We start from the raw sequence: 16,427 nt of genomic DNA, 5'->3' as shown, positions 1-16,427 counted from the left end.
AAAATATGCACAGTTTGATTAGGGGCTGTTTTTTTCAGCGATGCGATCTTTCAGCCAATCGACGATGTGTTGTGACAGCATTTCGGGATGCTCAATTGGTAAGTCATGGCCGCCGGGCAAGTAGTGGTATTGGCAACCCCAGGCCTCGGCGATCCGTTTTGAGCAGATTGGGTTGACCAGCCTGTCATGCGCACCACCTATAATCAGAGCAGGGCATTCAGGGGCATCTTTTGTCGGAACTTTATACCGGGCCGCAGCCAATAACTGGCGACAGGCATTTGTATGAGAAACCGGAAACTGTGCACTCCATTGAATCCAGTTGGCCAGTCTTGTGGCTGTTTGATTCGCTGGTGACAGCGTGAGATTCAAGATCAACTGCTCCCGGTCAGCCTGCGACCTTCCCACCTGCATCATCACTTGCGGCCAAACTTTGGGTGCCAGCCGTTCCCAGGGTTTGGCGAAGGGACGCAAGCTGGAGTTGATCAGCACGAGGCCCAAGACCTGCTCCGGGTTGTGGTTTAGCCATTCTGTGCCGATCATGCCGCCCATGGACAGCCCGATAATAATGATTGGCGTTTCAGATCCCAGTTCTTTCTGCAATTGTCGATAGATACCCGGAATCGAGGCAGGGGTGTGTTCTCTGAAGCGACGTCCGTTGCCGGGTATGTCCGGAAGCATCAGGGGGTAATCCAGGCCAGTCTTGTGACAGAGTCTGGTGAGCGTTTCGGGAAATTGCTCCCAGTGTCGTTGGTCTCTCATCCATCCGCGAAGCAGCACCAGAGTAGGGCTGGATTCCGGATTGGACTGGGCGGATTGTCGGGTCGTCATCAATCGGCATCCTTTGCCGGATTCTGATCGTACCACAAGGCCAAAGCGGCCAACTCATAGTGCGCACGCTGCTGGGAGCTTGGCAGCCAGTTATGGTAGGAACGAACAGCATTCTTGAGAAAATCAATGAACGTGAGGTGCCGCCTCAATACTCTTCGAATCCGATGAGGCAATATGGGATGGAAGAATCCCAATAACTGTACCAGTTGCCGCGGATTTTTTTTGATCCACTGCCAGGATCCCATTTCCATCGTCAGCGGAAGGAACATCGTCTGGGATTCCTGAGCTTCCAGATAGAGATAATCCCACAGATCTCCATGGGTGGTGTATACCCGGGACTGAGGTTCAAATGTGTAGACGTGATTGGGATAGGTTTCAAACAACAGGTTACGGAGTGCAAATACTTCCGGCAGGTGATGAATTGGCTCTTTACTGTAAGCGAAGGGAAACCACAGCTGATCGTTGAATCCGAATCCGGAGTGGCAGTCCAGTGCCATGCTGAAGGGAGCTGTCATGAGCTTTTCCCGGACAAACTTGCACAAGGCGAGTGCCTCCGGCTCCATATTGTCACGGTTGCCCCGGTACCAGGGAAAACGTGTGGTCAGGCGCTGGCCTCCCAGAAGCAGAGGGACTCGGGTTTCGGCATCAATTGGCGCGTTGCGCATCAGATCGACACCGTTACCATTGGCCCGGGTTTTCCGAATCATTCCCGCCGGGTTGATTGCCGGCAAAAAATATAGCTGAACCTGTTTGAGTTCTTCACGCAGAGACTCGTCCCAGCTCAGTTGCTTTAATAGAGACTCCAGATAGGCCAGAATGACCTGAGAGCCAATTTTTTCAAGTCCGTGGATACCGCCGGTGAGGGCCAGTGCGGGCTTGTCTGGCGTTGCTGCGCCAACTTTCAGTAGGTATAACGGAAGCTGATAGTCGCGAAAATGGACTGTCTCCAGGATTTCGTGCTCAATGAAACTGCCCCCGAGCTCTATCAACTGTTGAATCTTATTCAGTTCCTGAATGGGGTAGTGGATCTTGGGATACATAAACCGCCGCTTCATCAGTTCGTTTTTTCTTTCCTGGTTCGGACTCGAACAGGCAACGACTTTCACAATATGTCAACGGCATGACGATTCAATGACATATTTCCGCCTGATTCCGTTAATCTTTCTACATCTGAGACAGGCAACCCTTAAGAAATGGTTGGATATTTTGCGTTAAGCGCTATTCTAGGGGCTATGATGTCGAAACATTATCTGACCCTTGGGTCTGCTGATGTTATCAGTTGTATAAATCTGAGTTTCTGACATTCCTTCCGGGAAGAAGTTTTTCTGTCAGTGCACTGAAGAAATCGTTTGGAATGTTGGAGTTTAAGCCGCACGGGCTTATATCTGAGAGGTAGATGTTATGAAGCAATGGATTATCGCGGTATTGCTTGCGAAGGCGCTGATGTTTGGTGCTGCAGGGCAGGTGATGGGAGCAACTCTGGCTCCGGAACATGAAATGCAACGGCTTTTGCTGGTCGCTGATGAAAGCATAAAGACCTTGGACTACGCCGATGCCAAGTCTGCCCTGGATAAAATTGCAGAGTTGTCGATAGAACCGGAAGTGAGTTACTTCTACTTCAAGGGACTGGTAGATGCCAACTACGGAGAAAATGATTCAGCAGCCAATGCTCTGGTCGAATATGTGAACCGGGCCGGGAACGAAGGTGAGTATTATGAACAGGCGTTACGTCTGATTACGGATCTGGAGAACAAAAAAGCTGCATCAACCACGAAATCGGATATTGACTGGAGTCAGGTGATTTCCAGCGAAAATGATCAATATCTGGCCAGCCTGAAAAAACTTTATCTAACCAGCAGTGATAAGAACGCTCTGGTTGAGCATATCAACGGCATTCTGAAAGCCAATGTCTATGTACCTGGACGTATTCGCCATCTTGATAAGAATGAGGGGCGGGTATTTCGAATCAGTACCAACAGTCAGGATGAACTGGTGGTTCAGGAAACTGATTACACCCAGTCTGGCAATGCCAATCACACTTTATCCCGCATGGGAGTGTTCGGTGTAGATCCCTATGTCGGGAGTGATTGTAACTTCGATCGTCGTGAGTGTTGGTTATGGCACCCGGTGGAAAGCCAGGATAAATGGATTGTGATCACTGACAACCAGAAAGCACTCAGTGAACTTTCCCGCGCTATGACAGCACTGATCAGGCAATTGCAGAAGTAAATATTGACAGAATTGGTGTTCGCCAATCATGGCAGGAAGCTGGCAGGCGGATTCTAAAACGAAGAAGGGGAGGCACGAGGCCTCCCCTGCGAAATTCTGTTCGCCCGCATACATATCTGGGGCATAGCTTTACAGCTGGATCAAAAGACCCATGTCTGTTGAAAAGCTATTTAGAAGGAGTATTACTCGGCTACTACGTTCGCCGCTTGAGGTCCTTTCTGGCCTTGCTCGATGTCAAAAGTTACTTTTTGACCTTCAGCCAGTTTTCTGAAGCCTTCACCTACGATCGCACGGAAGTGAACAAATACGTCAGCACCGCCGTTGTCTTGAGTGATAAAACCATAACCTTTGTCTTCGTTGAACCACTTAACGGTTCCTGTTGCTTTGGACATGATGTTTCCTGAATTTCTATATCAATGTTACGTACGCTTACGCGTGTTAAGGCCCCAAGGTAGAGATACTTATGAAGACAAGAAGGGATGACAAACTTCAGAACAACGGACTTACATTTCCCAAACCTGGCTGAACCGAAGTTCAATCTGGTTTGACTGATACCCAACCTGAGTTGAATATCTCGGATGAAGCGGTGTAGCGAAGTGTTCAGCGCCAAATGTTGCATAAATAGGTCTGATCCACAGGCCACATTCATCATACACCAAATTTTCCAAATGGAAAGAGTATTTTTTGATCGCTATCTCATTCCAGCTCATTTGCCCATGGAAGAGCCGGATATGCACCAGCTCGGGTCACTGTAATTGCACCACAACGGACCGCAAAATCCACAGCTTGCTTAAATCCGACGTTATCCCACTCAGTTAACTGTGAAAGCTGGAATAACAGGCCTCCGACAAAGCTGTCGCCAGCACTGGTCGTGTCCACAACCTGGACTTTAGGGACCTCAATAGTCCATTCGCTATCGCCGAAATAGCCCGTGACGGCCTTACCTCCGTCTGTAATTACTACCAAACGGTCATCCACCCAACTTTTGATCAGAGTCAAAAGATCTTCATTGGGATACAGCAGTTCAAGTTCTTCGCCGCTGGCCTTGATAACGTCTGAGTGTTCCACAACGGTGGCGATGCGTTCCGGGGCTTGTTCCGGTTGAGCCCACAAATTGTCACGGAAGTTGATATCAAAACTGATTTTCCAGCCCAAGGCTTTGGCCTGGTTAATGACTTCCAGTGTCGTGTGAAAGATGTCGTCATCTGTCAGCGTGTTGGAGCACAGGTGAAGTATTCCGGGGGATGAAAATTGTTCCCACTCGATCATGCCGGCTTCGAACAGCAAATCAGCGGTATCGGTTCGGTAGAAGCTGAAGCTTCGTTCCCCCTCATCATCCAGCAAAACAAAGGCCAGTGGTGTTGGTGCTGACTCATGCTGGTGTAACTGCCGGGTATGGACGCCATATCGTTCCAATGCGCCTTTCAGAAATTCGCCAAACGCGTCCTTTCCAACCTGGCCGGCGAAGTGGGCGTTGCCGCCAAGCTTGGCCACTGCGACGGCGACATTGGCCGGAGCTCCTCCGGGAAAATGGGTAAATTGCGGCAGCATCAGACCGTCAACTTCTGACTGGCTCGTTTGAAGGCAGTCAATAAGCGCTTCACCAAAACAAAGAACAGGTTGCATAGTTTCTCCAGAACGATTGCGTCGGTACGTGTCGACAGATTCGGGATTCTGTCAAATACCAGCAAAATTGTTAATTCCAACCATGGTAGAGGTGGACATTATTATCCCGTAATAGCTGTGTGGGAATCAGTATTTTGGTCTGTGGTGGTTGAATCCCATTAACGAGATCAATCCCCAGGTCTACGGCTGTAGCAGCCATCACTGCTGGAAACTGGGCGGCGGAGGCGGCCCATACCGGGTTATTGGATTGAAATGCCTCAACGGCCATTGGCGCACCATCAACTGACGCAATTACCATATCGGTACGGCCAGACTGTTGAGCCATGGCCGCTGCACCGGAAGCGGTTGGGTCATTAATGGCAAAAACGGCGTCCAGCTCCGGGTGGCTTTCCATCAGTAATGCCATGGCCTCCATTCCACCTTCTACGCTACCGCCGCCACTGATAGTGTCAGATAGCAGGTAGATATCCTGGTAATTGTTAAGGACAGCCTTGCACCCTGCAACCCGTTCGATCACCGATGACACCGGAGGACCATTGATGATGGCAATATTGCCCTGGCCTTCAAGGCGGTCCGCGAGAAACTGGCACGCGACTTCTCCGGCCTGCACATTATCGGTAGTGACCGTCGCGTCCGCACCAATAGCATTGACGTCTACCGCAACAACTTTGATGCCGGCACGCTGCGCCTGGCGTATGGTAGGTTCAATCGCGTTAGGGTCTGATGCAACCAGGATCACCAAGTCCATTTGTTGCTCAATAAAGGCCTCCAACTGACTCTCAAGCCGGGTTTCATCATAGGCGTTGGATCGGATGGTGACTTTGACTGAGGTGCCGAACCGATCTCGAATCTTTTCTCTGATGGTTTCAGCAATGCGGACAAAAAACGGATTTCCCAGGTCGGATACACTGACTCCCACAGCCCGCAATTCGGAAGTTTGATCATTGTCCGCTGACACACTGGCAAAAGGGGACAAAGCGATCATTGTCAGGAGCAGAAATAGACACAGCAACCGCATAAAGTAGGTATTCACATTTTGAGTTAATGACATCAGGTTAACAGACCTGGCAAATCAAATAACCGACACCTGCCAACTTACTTGGTATCGTCAGTCAGGTGCCGATTCTCTATTAAAGAGCCGATCAAAGATTAGCATAAGCCTGTCAGTCTTGAAGACTGCCGGGTTGATTCGGGTCCATGGCGCCAGTCATGATGGCCACTGCATCTGACATGCTGTGGGTTTTAGGGCTGATCACCGCAATTCGTTTGCCCAGTCGGTGAATGTGGATTCGGTCCGCCACTTCGAAGACATGAGGCATATTGTGGCTGATCAGAACCACTGGTAAACCTTTGTCTCTGACCTGACGAATCAGCCCCAGTACCCGTCGGGACTCTTTCACACCCAACGCAGCGGTTGGCTCGTCCATGATGACCACACGACTGCCGAACATCGCCGAACGTGCCACCGCCACTCCCTGACGCTGGCCGCCGGACAGTGTTTCAACTGTCTGTCCAATATTCTGAATTGTCAGCAATCCCAGGTCAGACATTTTATGGCGCGCCGCCTCATGCATCTTTTTCTTGTCCAGCATGCGGAAAACACTTCCCAGGATGCCCGGTTTGCGAATTTCCCGGCCAAGATAGAGATTGTCTGCAATATTAAGTGCTGGTGAGACGGCCAGATTCTGGTAGACCGTTTCGATTCCCTGTGACCGGGCATCCAGTGGGTTGTTGAAGGTGGTCGGTTTGCCGTCTACGAAAATTTCGCCGGCATCCGGAGACACAGCACCGGAAAGGGCCTTGATCAGGGAGGATTTCCCCGCACCGTTGTCGCCAATGACAGCCAGAATTTCGCCAGCATATAAATCGAAATCCGTGTCATCGATGGCAGTGACACGCCCGTAGCGTTTTACCAGGCCCCGCGCCTGCAGGACCGGTGTTTGATCATATCTGTTCATGATGACACCTTTCTTATCCATTGATCGATTCCGACAGCCACGATGATCAGCATGCCGACAGTAAATTCCTGCCATAGTACATCGACGCCGGATAAGGCCAGTCCATTGCGAAAAATACCGACGACAAGTGCACCGATCAGGGTACCGTAGATGGAACCTCGCCCTCCGAATAGAGAGGTCCCGCCTATTACTACTGCCGTTATGCTGTCCAGATTGGCCGTGTAGCCAGCCTGCGGACTGACAGAGCCTATACGCCCGATTAATGCCCAGGCGGCCAGAGCACAGATCACGCCAGCAACGATATACACGGAAAGCAGGATTCTGTCGGTTCTGATACCGGCCAATCTGGCAGCGTCAGGGTCATCTCCTGTGGCATACACGTGTCGCCCCCAGGATGTCCAGTTCAGTGCGTACCAGATCAGGATAAAGAGTCCGATCATCATCAGCGAGCCATATGAAAGGCGGGCGCCGAACAATTCAATGGTCTGCCCGGCCCATTGCAGAAGGGGAGCGACTGCTTCAATTTCCTGAGATCTTATGGTTTCGCTTTTGGAGTACCAGAGGTTCAGGGCAAAGAAAATATTCCAGGTGCCCAGTGTTACGATAAAGGGCGGGAGCTTCAGGCGGGTTACCAGAGCGCCGTTGATGGCACCGGCCAGAGCCCCAACAGCAAATCCTGCCAACAAGGCGAACATGGGAGGCATGCCGAACTCAACTGCGAAACGTCCCATGACGACGGTGCTCAGGACCATAATGGCACCCACAGACAAATCTATCCCCGCCGTGAGAATGATCAAGGTCTGGGCAACACCCAGGATACCGATAATGGTGACCTGCTGTAGCACCAGGGACAAATTGAATGGATGCAGGAAGCGTTCGCCAACGATCAGCGTGAAAGTGGCGATAGCCAAAAGTAACACCATGACCGGAGCGGCAGTGGGGTTACTGTGAAGAAAACGATGAATACGTTGTCCCGGTGTCAGATGCTGTTCAAAGCGGGCAACATTGCCCTGGGCCTGATCCGCCACGCGTTCGTGGTCCAGTATCTGATGACCGGTAGGAGTTGGTTTGAGTGTCTCGCTCATGTTCAATCCCGCCATGTTCCGAAGAGTGATCTAGAAAGACCGAGCTATCGAGATGGTTTGCCAATCAGCGACAGCTCAGTTGCAGAGGTTTAATCGAGCAGAGTCGTTAACCCCAGCACTTGTTCAAGCCATCTTTGGAGGTCGAGGATGGAATGTTAGAGACTGGTTGATTGGTGATCAGCTCGACACCGGTATTCACAAATTCCAGGCCCGGAGTGGCGGAAGGTTTTTGGTTGGTCTCCGCGAAGTTCTTAATGGCTTCAACTCCCATGGAAGCCATTTTGAGAGGAAACTGCATAGAGGTGGCACCAATCACGCCAGACTCGATGTTACGTACGCCGGAGCAGCCGCCGTCAACGGAGACGATCAGAACATCCTTCTCCATTCCAAAAGCTTTCAGCGCCTCGTAGGCACCTGCAGCAGCCGGTTCGTTGATGGTGTACACCACATTGACGCCAGGATCTTTCTGCATCAGGTTTTCCATGGCCCGGCGCCCGCCTTCTTCTGAGCCCAGAGTGACATCATTGCCGACAATACGTGGGTCACTTTCATCGCCGATGTCATTGGGGTCTTTCAGATCTATACCGAATCCTTTCAAAAAGCCTTGGTTCCGTGCCACATCCACGGTAATTTCGCTGGTATTGAGGTCCAGTAAAGCGATCTTGGCGTTATCCGCCTCCGAGCCCAGTTGCTCTCGCGCCCATTCACCGATCAGTTCGCCCGCTTTGAAATTATCCGTGGCAAAAGTGGCGTCTGCTGCTGTCGCCGGATTCAGCGGTGTATCCAGTGCTATGACAAGCACGCCGGCTTTACGCGCTTTCTCAATGGCAGGAACTACGCCTGCCGGATCGCTTGGCGTGATCAGGATACCTTTGGCGCCTGAAGCCACCAGATTTTCAATTGCCTGTACCTGGGAGTCGTTGTCGCCATCGTATCGACCGGAAAAGGTGCGCAGATCCATGCCCAGTTCAGAGGCTTTCTGTTGCGCGCCTTCCTTCATTTTGACAAAAAAGGGATTGGTATTGGTTTTGGTGATCAGGCCAACGATAACTTTGCTATCGGCTTGGTCATCAGCCAGTGAAAAAGGGGAGGCCAGTGCAGTGCATAAGGCCAGAATAGAGCTGTATTTTGCAAGTTTCATATTTTTATTCTCCAGTAATTGCATGAATACCTGGTTGTATCGCCCGTTCAGGAGCTGGTATTAAGCATCTCACTGGATTGCTAATGGGAAATTTCAGCAGACAGGGGGGCTTTGTAATATTTGTAACATTGCAAAAATGATCAGAAGATCAGAGAGTTATTGGTGGGTGGTAGTCATTCTACATAAGCGATCGACAATACCGCAGAGGGCAAAATGAGGCCCAGCCCTGCGGGCTAGTACCCCTTTAGTGGGTAGAGAGCCTGAAAACAGGTCCCTCTTTGTTGCTCGGCGTTCATTTGGAATGACTAATCTCACTTCTCGTGCCTTGACTGACCTGCTTTCAGGTTCTCCATGAGCATCATATGAAACGTCAACAGACCCTAAATAATCTGGATGATTTTCTGCAATGTTGACTGGGAAATGGGTTTCGGTAGCAGCGGGTCTTCAGGATGCAGTCCGTAGCGGCTTTCCAGGATTTCTCTCGGCATGCCTGAGGTCATTACGACATTTAATTCAGGGAACCTCTGTTGACACTCCCTGAAGAATTCCACACCGTTCATGCTTCCCTGTAAGTTGATATCAGTCACTACCAGATCGGGGAGTGGAATGGTGTCTGAAGAGGACGCGAATAAGAGTTTCAGCAGATCCTCCGCCCGGCTATAGCAGTCAGTTTTGAGGCCAAAAGATTCGAATTGCTGCGCGATGGTGGCCTGCACATCCGGGTCGTCTTCCACCAACGCAATCTGTCCAGAGGCGGGGAGTCGTAGATGAATGGCCAGCGTCTGCTCGGCATGCGCCGTGAGGGGCTCTTGTTCTTCCAGGGGAAACACCAGAGAGATGTGTGTCCCCCAGTTTCGAGAGGAATCGATACTGAGATGACCGCCAGACTGGCTGACAAACCCATAGACCATACTGAGTCCCAGTCCGCTACCTTTGCCTACGGGCTTGGTCGTGAAGAAGGGTTCGAGGATACGCTCCTGGAGCTCCTGTGGGATGCCTGTTCCGGTATCAATCACCGTTAGAATAAGTTGGCTTTTTTCATTGCCTTGGTGAGCCTGGGGGTTCCGGATTCTGGTACGGAATATCAATTTACCCCCGTCCGACATGGCGGCGCTGCTGTTGAGAGCCAGATTCAGAATGGCATTTTCCAGCTGCGAAGGGTCCACAAATACCTTATAACCAGGGGCCTGCAAGTCGGTGGTGACTTCTATGTTCTGGCCGACACTGTATTCCACCAGGTCCAGCATGCCTTCCAGCAACTCGTCCACATTGGTGATTTCCGGGTAGAGCTGCTGTTTCCGGCTGAAGGCGAGCAGTCGTTGGACCAGGCTGACGCCTTTTTCCGTGACCCGCAGGGCTCTGTGTATCTGCTGTTGCTGGCTGTCTTGCAAGTCCGTTGACTGATTCAGTAGTTGCAGATTGCCGAGAATGGCTGCCAGCAGATTATTGAAATCATGGGCAACGCCGCCCGTCAGTTGACCCAGAACTTCCATTTTTTGAGCCTGGATCAGCTGTTGCTCCATGGTGCGTCGTTCTGTCAGATCACGATACAGCGTAACAAAGCCGCCCTCTGGCATAGGTTGGCTGCGGAATTCCACGACCTTGCCGTTATCGAAGTGGCGTTCGAAAGTCTGTGCGGATTGCAGACGTGCCAGGTTAAGATCTGCCATGTCGATCGGGTAGCGGTCAATGGACAGATTACGATGAGGCTGCCGTGACATCATTTCCTGTAATTCGGATAGGGACATATTGCGCCTGACGTCATCTGCGGAGAGATCGAATATCTCCAGGTAACGTCGGTTCCAGGCGATCAGGCGCTGATCCCGAGAAAATACACTGAGTCCGTCGTGAATCTGGTTGAATACTGTTTCCAGTAACTTGGACTGGGCTTTCAGATCCTGGCTGACCTGGCGCATCTGCAGCGCATCGCGACGGAAGACACTAAAGGAGCTTGCGAGTTCGCCAATTTCATCAGAACGATTGATCGTGGGCTCTGGGGTATCAGTGTCGCCCTGGGCCAGTCGGGTCATATCACGGGTCACGGCTTCCAGGTCACGGGTCACCCCGTAGTTGAAACGGGCGCTGTAGATGAATGCACTGAGCATCAGTAAAGACATGAGTAGTATCCAGCCCTGGCCCTGCTTCACCGCCTCAGATACGGTTTGGCGTTGACGGACGACGCTTTTTTGCAGGTCGCCGACAAACAAATTGACTTGATGGGTCAATTCTTCGGACTGAGCGCGTATGGAAGCGATCAGGTAGGGCTTTCGTTGACGGAACTCGGCCAGACGTTGATGGGCAAGCCGGATGGCGCTCAACAGCCTATCGGCACTCTTTTTCAGGTTGTCTTCTGAGATTTGAGAGGCGGCGGATTCTGCCTCTGCAAACTCCCTGGCGTCCGGATTAGCCAGTTTCAAACTATCCGGGCGGGTAAGGTTTTTCAGGGTGCTGTGCAACAAAGCCAGGGACGAATCTTCACCAGCGTAGGTTGAAGTTCGGTAGTCAGCCAGGTCGTCGATGTCAAAACGCAGGGCAAGCACATCTTCGCGCAGGAACAGTTCATCTTCCACGACTTCGATCAGCTCGCTGACAAATCCAAAAAGCTTGTCCAGGCGTGATTCGAGTTCAGAACGGAAGCGCTCATCGCGTATGTTGGCGGCAACCAGTTTGAGTTCATTGAATTTTTTCTCCAACCGGAGGCGTTCGTTCTGGAGCAAAAAAGGGCGGGCGGCGTCGGCGACGTAAGGGGAAAGAGCGGCCAGTTGCGCAACGCCTTCGGATAGATTCAGTGCCGTGCTGATTTCCGGTAAGGTGAGAGATTCGAAGCGATAGACCGTATCAGCGGTCTGACGGGTGACCAGCCAACCCACAAGGCCCATGCTGAGTGTCAGTAATGCCAGGACGAGCAGTGTCCATAGACTGCGAGTCTTGATACTCAGCATCGGCTTTTCTGTACAGAATGACTGAATATGTACCCGATACCCCGTTCGGTTCTGATATACATCGGAGTTTTGGGGTTAGGCTCAATCTTGCGGCGAATACGCAATATCTGGACATCAATCGTGCGGTCAAATACATCCGATTGATCTCCTCGGGTGCGTTCCAGAAGCTCTTCCCGGGAAAAAACTCTTTTTGGAGAACGGGCAAGGACCTCAAGGAGGGAGAACTCGCCAAAGGTCAGGTCAATTCGTTGCCCTCTCTGGTGTCTGAGTTCCCGTGCGGTCAGGTCCAGAATCCAATCGCCGAATACAAGACATTCATGTCCCTGATTTCGATCAGCCTCCTCGGTTCCATTACCCGCCCTCGAGAGACGGGTACTACGGCGAATCAGGGCATTGACTCTGGCCACCAGCTCACGGATGTTGAAGGGCTTCATGAGGTAATCGTCAGCGGCCAGTTCGAGGCCGAGAATGCGATCGGTTTCGTCACCTTTTCCTGTGAGCATCATAATCGGCATGACGCTTTGCTCCCTCACCTGACGGGCGAGGAGCAACCCGTCCTCACCTTTCAGCTTCAGGTCCATGATCAGGAGGGAATAAGCGTTCTGTTCCAGACTCTGAAACATAGACTGACCACTGGCGACGGCAGTGGTCAGATAGCCGGCCTGTTGCAGGCAGTCTTCCAGTACGGCGCAGACTTCCTGTTCGTCATCCACAATGAGGACGCGGTGTTTGGGTAATTCTTGCAACTTATGTTCGCTCTCGGGTGACAGCCGGTGGCTGTGCGTTTTGTTTTTGTTGTCCCTGTTGAGGGAGATTCGCCAGGTTGTACATATGAACTCAGCTGTCCATACTAGGATTTGGTAATGCTTTACTGGGTACGGAGGCGTTGTCAGATCCTAATCGTCAACAGACCCTACAAGAAAAGTACACCACAGACTGTGAATTCTGTAAACGGAGGAGCCAATGGCGAACGAAGGTTACCACGAGCCTATTAATGAATTGTCGGATGAAACCCGTGACATGCACCGGGCGATCACGTCGTTAATGGAAGAGCTGGAAGCTGTAGATTGGTATAACCAGCGGGTTGATGCCTGTAAGGATCAGGAACTGAAAGCCATCCTCGAGCATAACCGGGATGAGGAAAAAGAACATGCTGCGATGGTACTGGAATGGATTCGCCGCAAAGATCCAACGTTTGATAAAGAACTGAAAGATTACCTGTTTACTGACAAACCTATTGCCCATAAATAAGGGGTGCATTTCAGTCATCTCTGCGGCCTTTATCGGGCCGCTTTGCTCTCTTTCCACGTCCTGTTAGAGCAGCTTAGATCCGGCATTGATATCGACTAACCCCCAGAGGGGGGAAAGGGATTGTTGATTATTTAAAAATGGTGATTCCGGCCGAGGTGTCATCTAGCAGGAAATAGTCATGCATCAGCATGGGCTTCCCGACAATTTGACGCAAACAGGTGTCTGAGCTGGCACAGGTTGGATCCATATACTGGGTTGTCTGTTGTTGAAGCTCCACATGTGGAACCGAGAAATCATATTGTGCCTGTTCGCCATGATCCCGTTGGATAAACATGGTGCTGATAACACTGAAGCCGAATCCAATAAAGGCAAGTGTCAGAAAAGAAAAGTGTTGCATACTACTCGACCATTTTAGTTCTGGTCTTCCGTTCACAGTATTTCCTCGACATCCTTTTACCAGGTTTATTATTAATGCAATTCTTTGATTGCTGACTCTGGATTCGCTTCCTGACGGGAAGATCCCAGAGTAATGATTTGATCGTAATCAATAGAGAACAATGAATTTTCTGTTGCTTAAAGTATGGTTTGGCGGGGGTGGGAATAGAAGGCAAGGTCTGTCAAAGACTGTGAAATCTGCGGATGAACCTCGTCATTGATTGTGAAGACGAAGGTTCCAAAGCCCCTGTGTCAGAATGCTTCTGTCAGGTTCCGGTACTTTGTTGTATTGCGGAGTCTGCACTGTTGGATCCGGAATTGCCCTCCTGGCTAGTGAGCTCACTGGTTTTCAGTGGAATGATCAAGGTGAAGCAGGTGCCCTGTCCGAGCTGGCTGGAAACTTTTACCTCACCGCCATGACGATCCATGACCAGTTTGACAAAGCGCAGACCCAAACCACTGCCGCTGACACCTAGCTGCTCTGAACTCCGGGTGCGGCGGTACGGATCAAACAGAGTTGGGAGTTCTTCAGGTGCAATTCCTGGTCCCTGATCGCGAACATCAATATGGACATGATCTTCTTCCAGGGTCATCTGGACGGTGATTTCCGATTTTCTGGGGCTGAATTTTACGGCATTCTGAAGCAGATTCTGGAGGCTTCTTTCCAACAATTCGGCATTCCCGATAATGGGAATCGAATCGTAATCACCCAGAATGCGGATATGAATCCCCTGTTTCTGCATCACCGGTGTAATGCCGTCCACTGCGTTGTCCACCACATCAAGCATCTCGCATTCGTATAGGTGAATATGATCGGCAGCCTCCACCCTGGCCAGTTGTAGAAACTGTTCGGACATGGCCAGACTTTTCTCAGTCAATGACTGGGCGGTATCAAGTTTGGGGGCAAATTCTTCCGGCAGGGAAGATCGCAGTGTGTCCAGCAATGCCAATTGTGATGCCAATGGTGCCCGCAGGTCATGAGAGATAAAGTTGATCGTCTCCAGACGTTTGCGTTGGGCCTCATGAATTGCCGTGATATCAGAGAAATTGATAATGATGCCGGTACTGAAGCGGTGTCTGAATCGAATCGGCACCAGGGAGACAAGTACGGCGGAGTCGTTCAGGTAGAGTTCTTCTGAATGCTGTTCGTCCTGCATGATGACTTGTCGGATAATGGTTTCCCAGTCTCCCGGGGAAAGAGTATTGGTGACGGGCATGTATTCGGCGATAAATTCCCCTGCGTGTGCACCGGGACTAAGCCACCTCAGGGCATGATTGTTGAGGAACAGAATGCGGCCGAATTCGTCGCTGACCAGAATACCATCCGCCATGTTCGAAACAGTATCTGAGATAAATTCACGCATTTCCTGCATAGCAGCGATGGCCCTGTGTACCTGCATGATTCGCCGGTCAATTAACTCGTTTGAAAGCCGGGGTAATGTTGTGCCTTCCAATAATGCCGGGTATAGCCTCTTCACATAATCCACGGTCGCGCTCAGTTGATCCGGTTGGCACTCTAGCTTGAGGTAGAGCGCGGTTGGTCGGTCCTGGACATCCACCGGGAGTAGTATCTCGGCAAAGTGCTCTGCATCGTTCACCTCAAAACTCGGTTCGGCGTTTTCTCGGATATCCTGGAATTCCCAACGAACAGGTTTGATCAACCGGGCCAGGTGCTGAGCCCACTGTTGTGGAGAATCATAGGAACTGCCCTGCTGTACCTTGGGTTCGTCTGCCAGCCTTTCCAGTTCCTGGCGCAGGAAAAGGTTCAGTCTTGAAAGGCGACGCCAACTCCAGAACGGGTAAGCGAACAGTAGAGTCACCAGCACGGAAGAGGGAGGGAACCACTGATGCTCCAGTACCAGTAAAAAGTAACTGAAAGCCAGGACGCCTGAGGCCAGTGCGACTGTCATGGGCAGATTACGGTCCGGTGATACCCGGGGGAAGCTCAGGGCGGCGATTAACACCAGGCTGAGGGATAGCAGATACTGCCACTCGATTTCAACATAAGTACCCAGGTTATGCTGAGCCAAGGCTTCGTAAATATTGGCATGAACCTCCACGCCCGGCATATTGAACAGGCTTCCGGACACTGGTGTCGCGATGAAGTCACCAAGGCCTGCCGCGGTGGCGCCGACAAATATCACCCTCCCTGCGAAATAGTCCGGCGGCAGTTCGCTGTGGAGAATGTCGCTGTAACTCAAGGTAGCAAAACTACCTGGTGGGCCGACAAACGGAATCAGCCGGTAGGCTTCGCGAATGTTGAATTGACCGGATCCCGTTGAGTGTTCGATGTTGTGGCTGACGTCATACTTGGTGCCGGTGACGGTCTCATGTGTGGCCAGCGCCAGACTGGGCCAGAAAGTGTCTCCCAGCCCCTGATACAGATAGAGACCTCTGGCGATACCATCTGCGTCCAGTTCTATCTGGGCATGCCCCAAGCCTGCGGCGGACTCCACAAAAGGCTGCGTAGGCAGAATTTCCGTCAGGCGACCGCTGGAACCGATAAAGTCGATATGAAGTGGTAACAGCACATTGCCGGCCTCCTTCATGGAAACCTTGAAAAGCTGATCGGCAATGGGGGGGCCGGGCTCGGCCAGAAGGAGGTCAAACACCACCGCCTTGGCTCCGGCCTGGCGTAATTTGGTGATCAGTTCCGCGTGGACTGACCGGTCCCAGGGCCAGCGGCCCAGCTCCCGAAGACTCTTTTCGTCAATGGCCACAATGGCGCTGGAGGTAGAGGTTTTCAGCGGTTGCAGTTTGAGGAAGCCGTCGTATATCAGGTAATCCAGGCGTTGTGTCCAGCCAGTAAATAATAGCGAAAAACACAGAGCGACCAGAACGGCAGCAAACAGGTAGCGTTCTGAAACGGGAAATTGCCGGCTGGTGCCGGAGTGTGGACTGAGTCTGGTGGAAGGCTTATCGCTCATCCGTG

The 16,427-nt window shown here is 51.5% G+C and carries 14 protein-coding genes; 2 read left to right on the top strand and 12 right to left on the bottom strand.

Annotated features, from left to right (window positions below; translation table 11 throughout):
* Positions 1-18 precede the first annotated feature (18 nt).
* Positions 19-828: an alpha/beta fold hydrolase gene (locus F566_RS32950; RefSeq protein WP_020407694.1), complete on the bottom strand. Its 810-nt coding sequence runs from the start codon at positions 826-828 to the stop codon at positions 19-21.
* A complete protein-coding gene (locus tag F566_RS0114345) occupies positions 828-1,868 on the bottom strand; it encodes a DUF2817 domain-containing protein (RefSeq protein ID WP_020407693.1) in 1,041 nt (346 codons plus the stop codon). The genes F566_RS32950 and F566_RS0114345 overlap by 1 nt, the downstream gene beginning before the upstream one ends.
* A gap of 361 nt (positions 1,869-2,229) precedes the next feature.
* Between F566_RS0114345 and F566_RS0114340 the strand changes: the two genes are divergently transcribed.
* Positions 2,230-3,057 (top strand): hypothetical protein, encoded by an 828-nt coding sequence (locus tag F566_RS0114340; protein ID WP_020407692.1) that lies wholly within the window; start codon positions 2,230-2,232, stop codon positions 3,055-3,057.
* Between the two features lie 182 nt (positions 3,058-3,239).
* Here the strand turns inward: F566_RS0114340 and cspE are convergent, their stop codons facing one another.
* The 8 genes from cspE to F566_RS0114295 all read right to left on the bottom strand — a co-directional run bounded on the left by cspE (position 3,240) and on the right by F566_RS0114295 (position 12,555).
* Complete coding sequence (gene cspE, locus F566_RS0114335; protein ID WP_020407691.1) at positions 3,240-3,449, bottom strand: transcription antiterminator/RNA stability regulator CspE; 210 nt, start codon at positions 3,447-3,449, stop codon at positions 3,240-3,242.
* 304 nt (positions 3,450-3,753) lie between these two features.
* A complete protein-coding gene (locus F566_RS0114325; RefSeq protein ID WP_020407689.1) occupies positions 3,754-4,683 on the bottom strand; it encodes a carbohydrate kinase family protein in 930 nt (309 codons plus the stop codon).
* Between the two features lie 70 nt (positions 4,684-4,753).
* The gene (locus tag F566_RS0114320) at positions 4,754-5,734 is read right to left on the bottom strand and encodes a substrate-binding domain-containing protein (RefSeq protein ID WP_020407688.1); all 981 of its coding nucleotides are present in this window, start codon (positions 5,732-5,734) and stop codon (positions 4,754-4,756) included.
* A 112-nt stretch (positions 5,735-5,846) separates the two neighbouring features.
* Positions 5,847-6,641 (bottom strand): ATP-binding cassette domain-containing protein, encoded by a 795-nt coding sequence (locus tag F566_RS0114315; protein WP_033416304.1) that lies wholly within the window; start codon positions 6,639-6,641, stop codon positions 5,847-5,849.
* Positions 6,638-7,726 carry an ABC transporter permease gene (locus tag F566_RS0114310; RefSeq protein WP_020407686.1) on the bottom strand — a complete coding sequence of 363 codons (1,089 nt, stop codon included), beginning with the start codon at positions 7,724-7,726 and terminating at the stop codon, positions 6,638-6,640. Before F566_RS0114310 ends, F566_RS0114315 begins: the two co-directional genes overlap by 4 nt.
* A 106-nt stretch (positions 7,727-7,832) precedes the next feature.
* Complete coding sequence (locus F566_RS0114305; protein WP_026180015.1) at positions 7,833-8,867, bottom strand: sugar ABC transporter substrate-binding protein; 1,035 nt, start codon at positions 8,865-8,867, stop codon at positions 7,833-7,835.
* 380 nt (positions 8,868-9,247) lie between these two features.
* On the bottom strand, positions 9,248-11,809 hold the full coding sequence (locus F566_RS0114300; RefSeq protein ID WP_020407684.1) for a PAS-domain containing protein: 2,562 nt from the start codon (positions 11,807-11,809) through the stop codon (positions 9,248-9,250).
* Positions 11,803-12,555, bottom strand: coding sequence for a response regulator (locus tag F566_RS0114295; RefSeq protein ID WP_026180013.1), 753 nt, complete (start codon positions 12,553-12,555; stop codon positions 11,803-11,805). The genes F566_RS0114300 and F566_RS0114295 overlap by 7 nt, the downstream gene beginning before the upstream one ends.
* A gap of 217 nt (positions 12,556-12,772) precedes the next feature.
* Between F566_RS0114295 and F566_RS0114290 the strand changes: the two genes are divergently transcribed.
* Positions 12,773-13,060 (top strand): encapsulin-associated ferritin-like protein, encoded by a 288-nt coding sequence (locus F566_RS0114290; RefSeq protein ID WP_020407682.1) that lies wholly within the window; start codon positions 12,773-12,775, stop codon positions 13,058-13,060.
* Between the two features lie 127 nt (positions 13,061-13,187).
* Here the strand turns inward: F566_RS0114290 and F566_RS0114285 are convergent, their stop codons facing one another.
* Both F566_RS0114285 and F566_RS0114280 read right to left on the bottom strand, forming a co-directional pair.
* Entirely contained in the window at positions 13,188-13,457 is a 270-nt protein-coding gene (locus tag F566_RS0114285; protein WP_020407681.1) for a hypothetical protein, read from the bottom strand.
* 304 nt (positions 13,458-13,761) lie between these two features.
* The gene (locus F566_RS0114280) at positions 13,762-16,422 is read right to left on the bottom strand and encodes a CHASE2 domain-containing protein (RefSeq protein WP_020407680.1); all 2,661 of its coding nucleotides are present in this window, start codon (positions 16,420-16,422) and stop codon (positions 13,762-13,764) included.
* Between the last annotated feature and the right edge of the window lie 5 nt (positions 16,423-16,427).

It is taken from the genome of Hahella ganghwensis DSM 17046 (assembly GCF_000376785.1).
Taxonomy (GTDB): domain Bacteria; phylum Pseudomonadota; class Gammaproteobacteria; order Pseudomonadales; family Oleiphilaceae; genus Hahella; species Hahella ganghwensis.
This window is presented reverse-complemented; position numbering and strand designations above follow the sequence as displayed.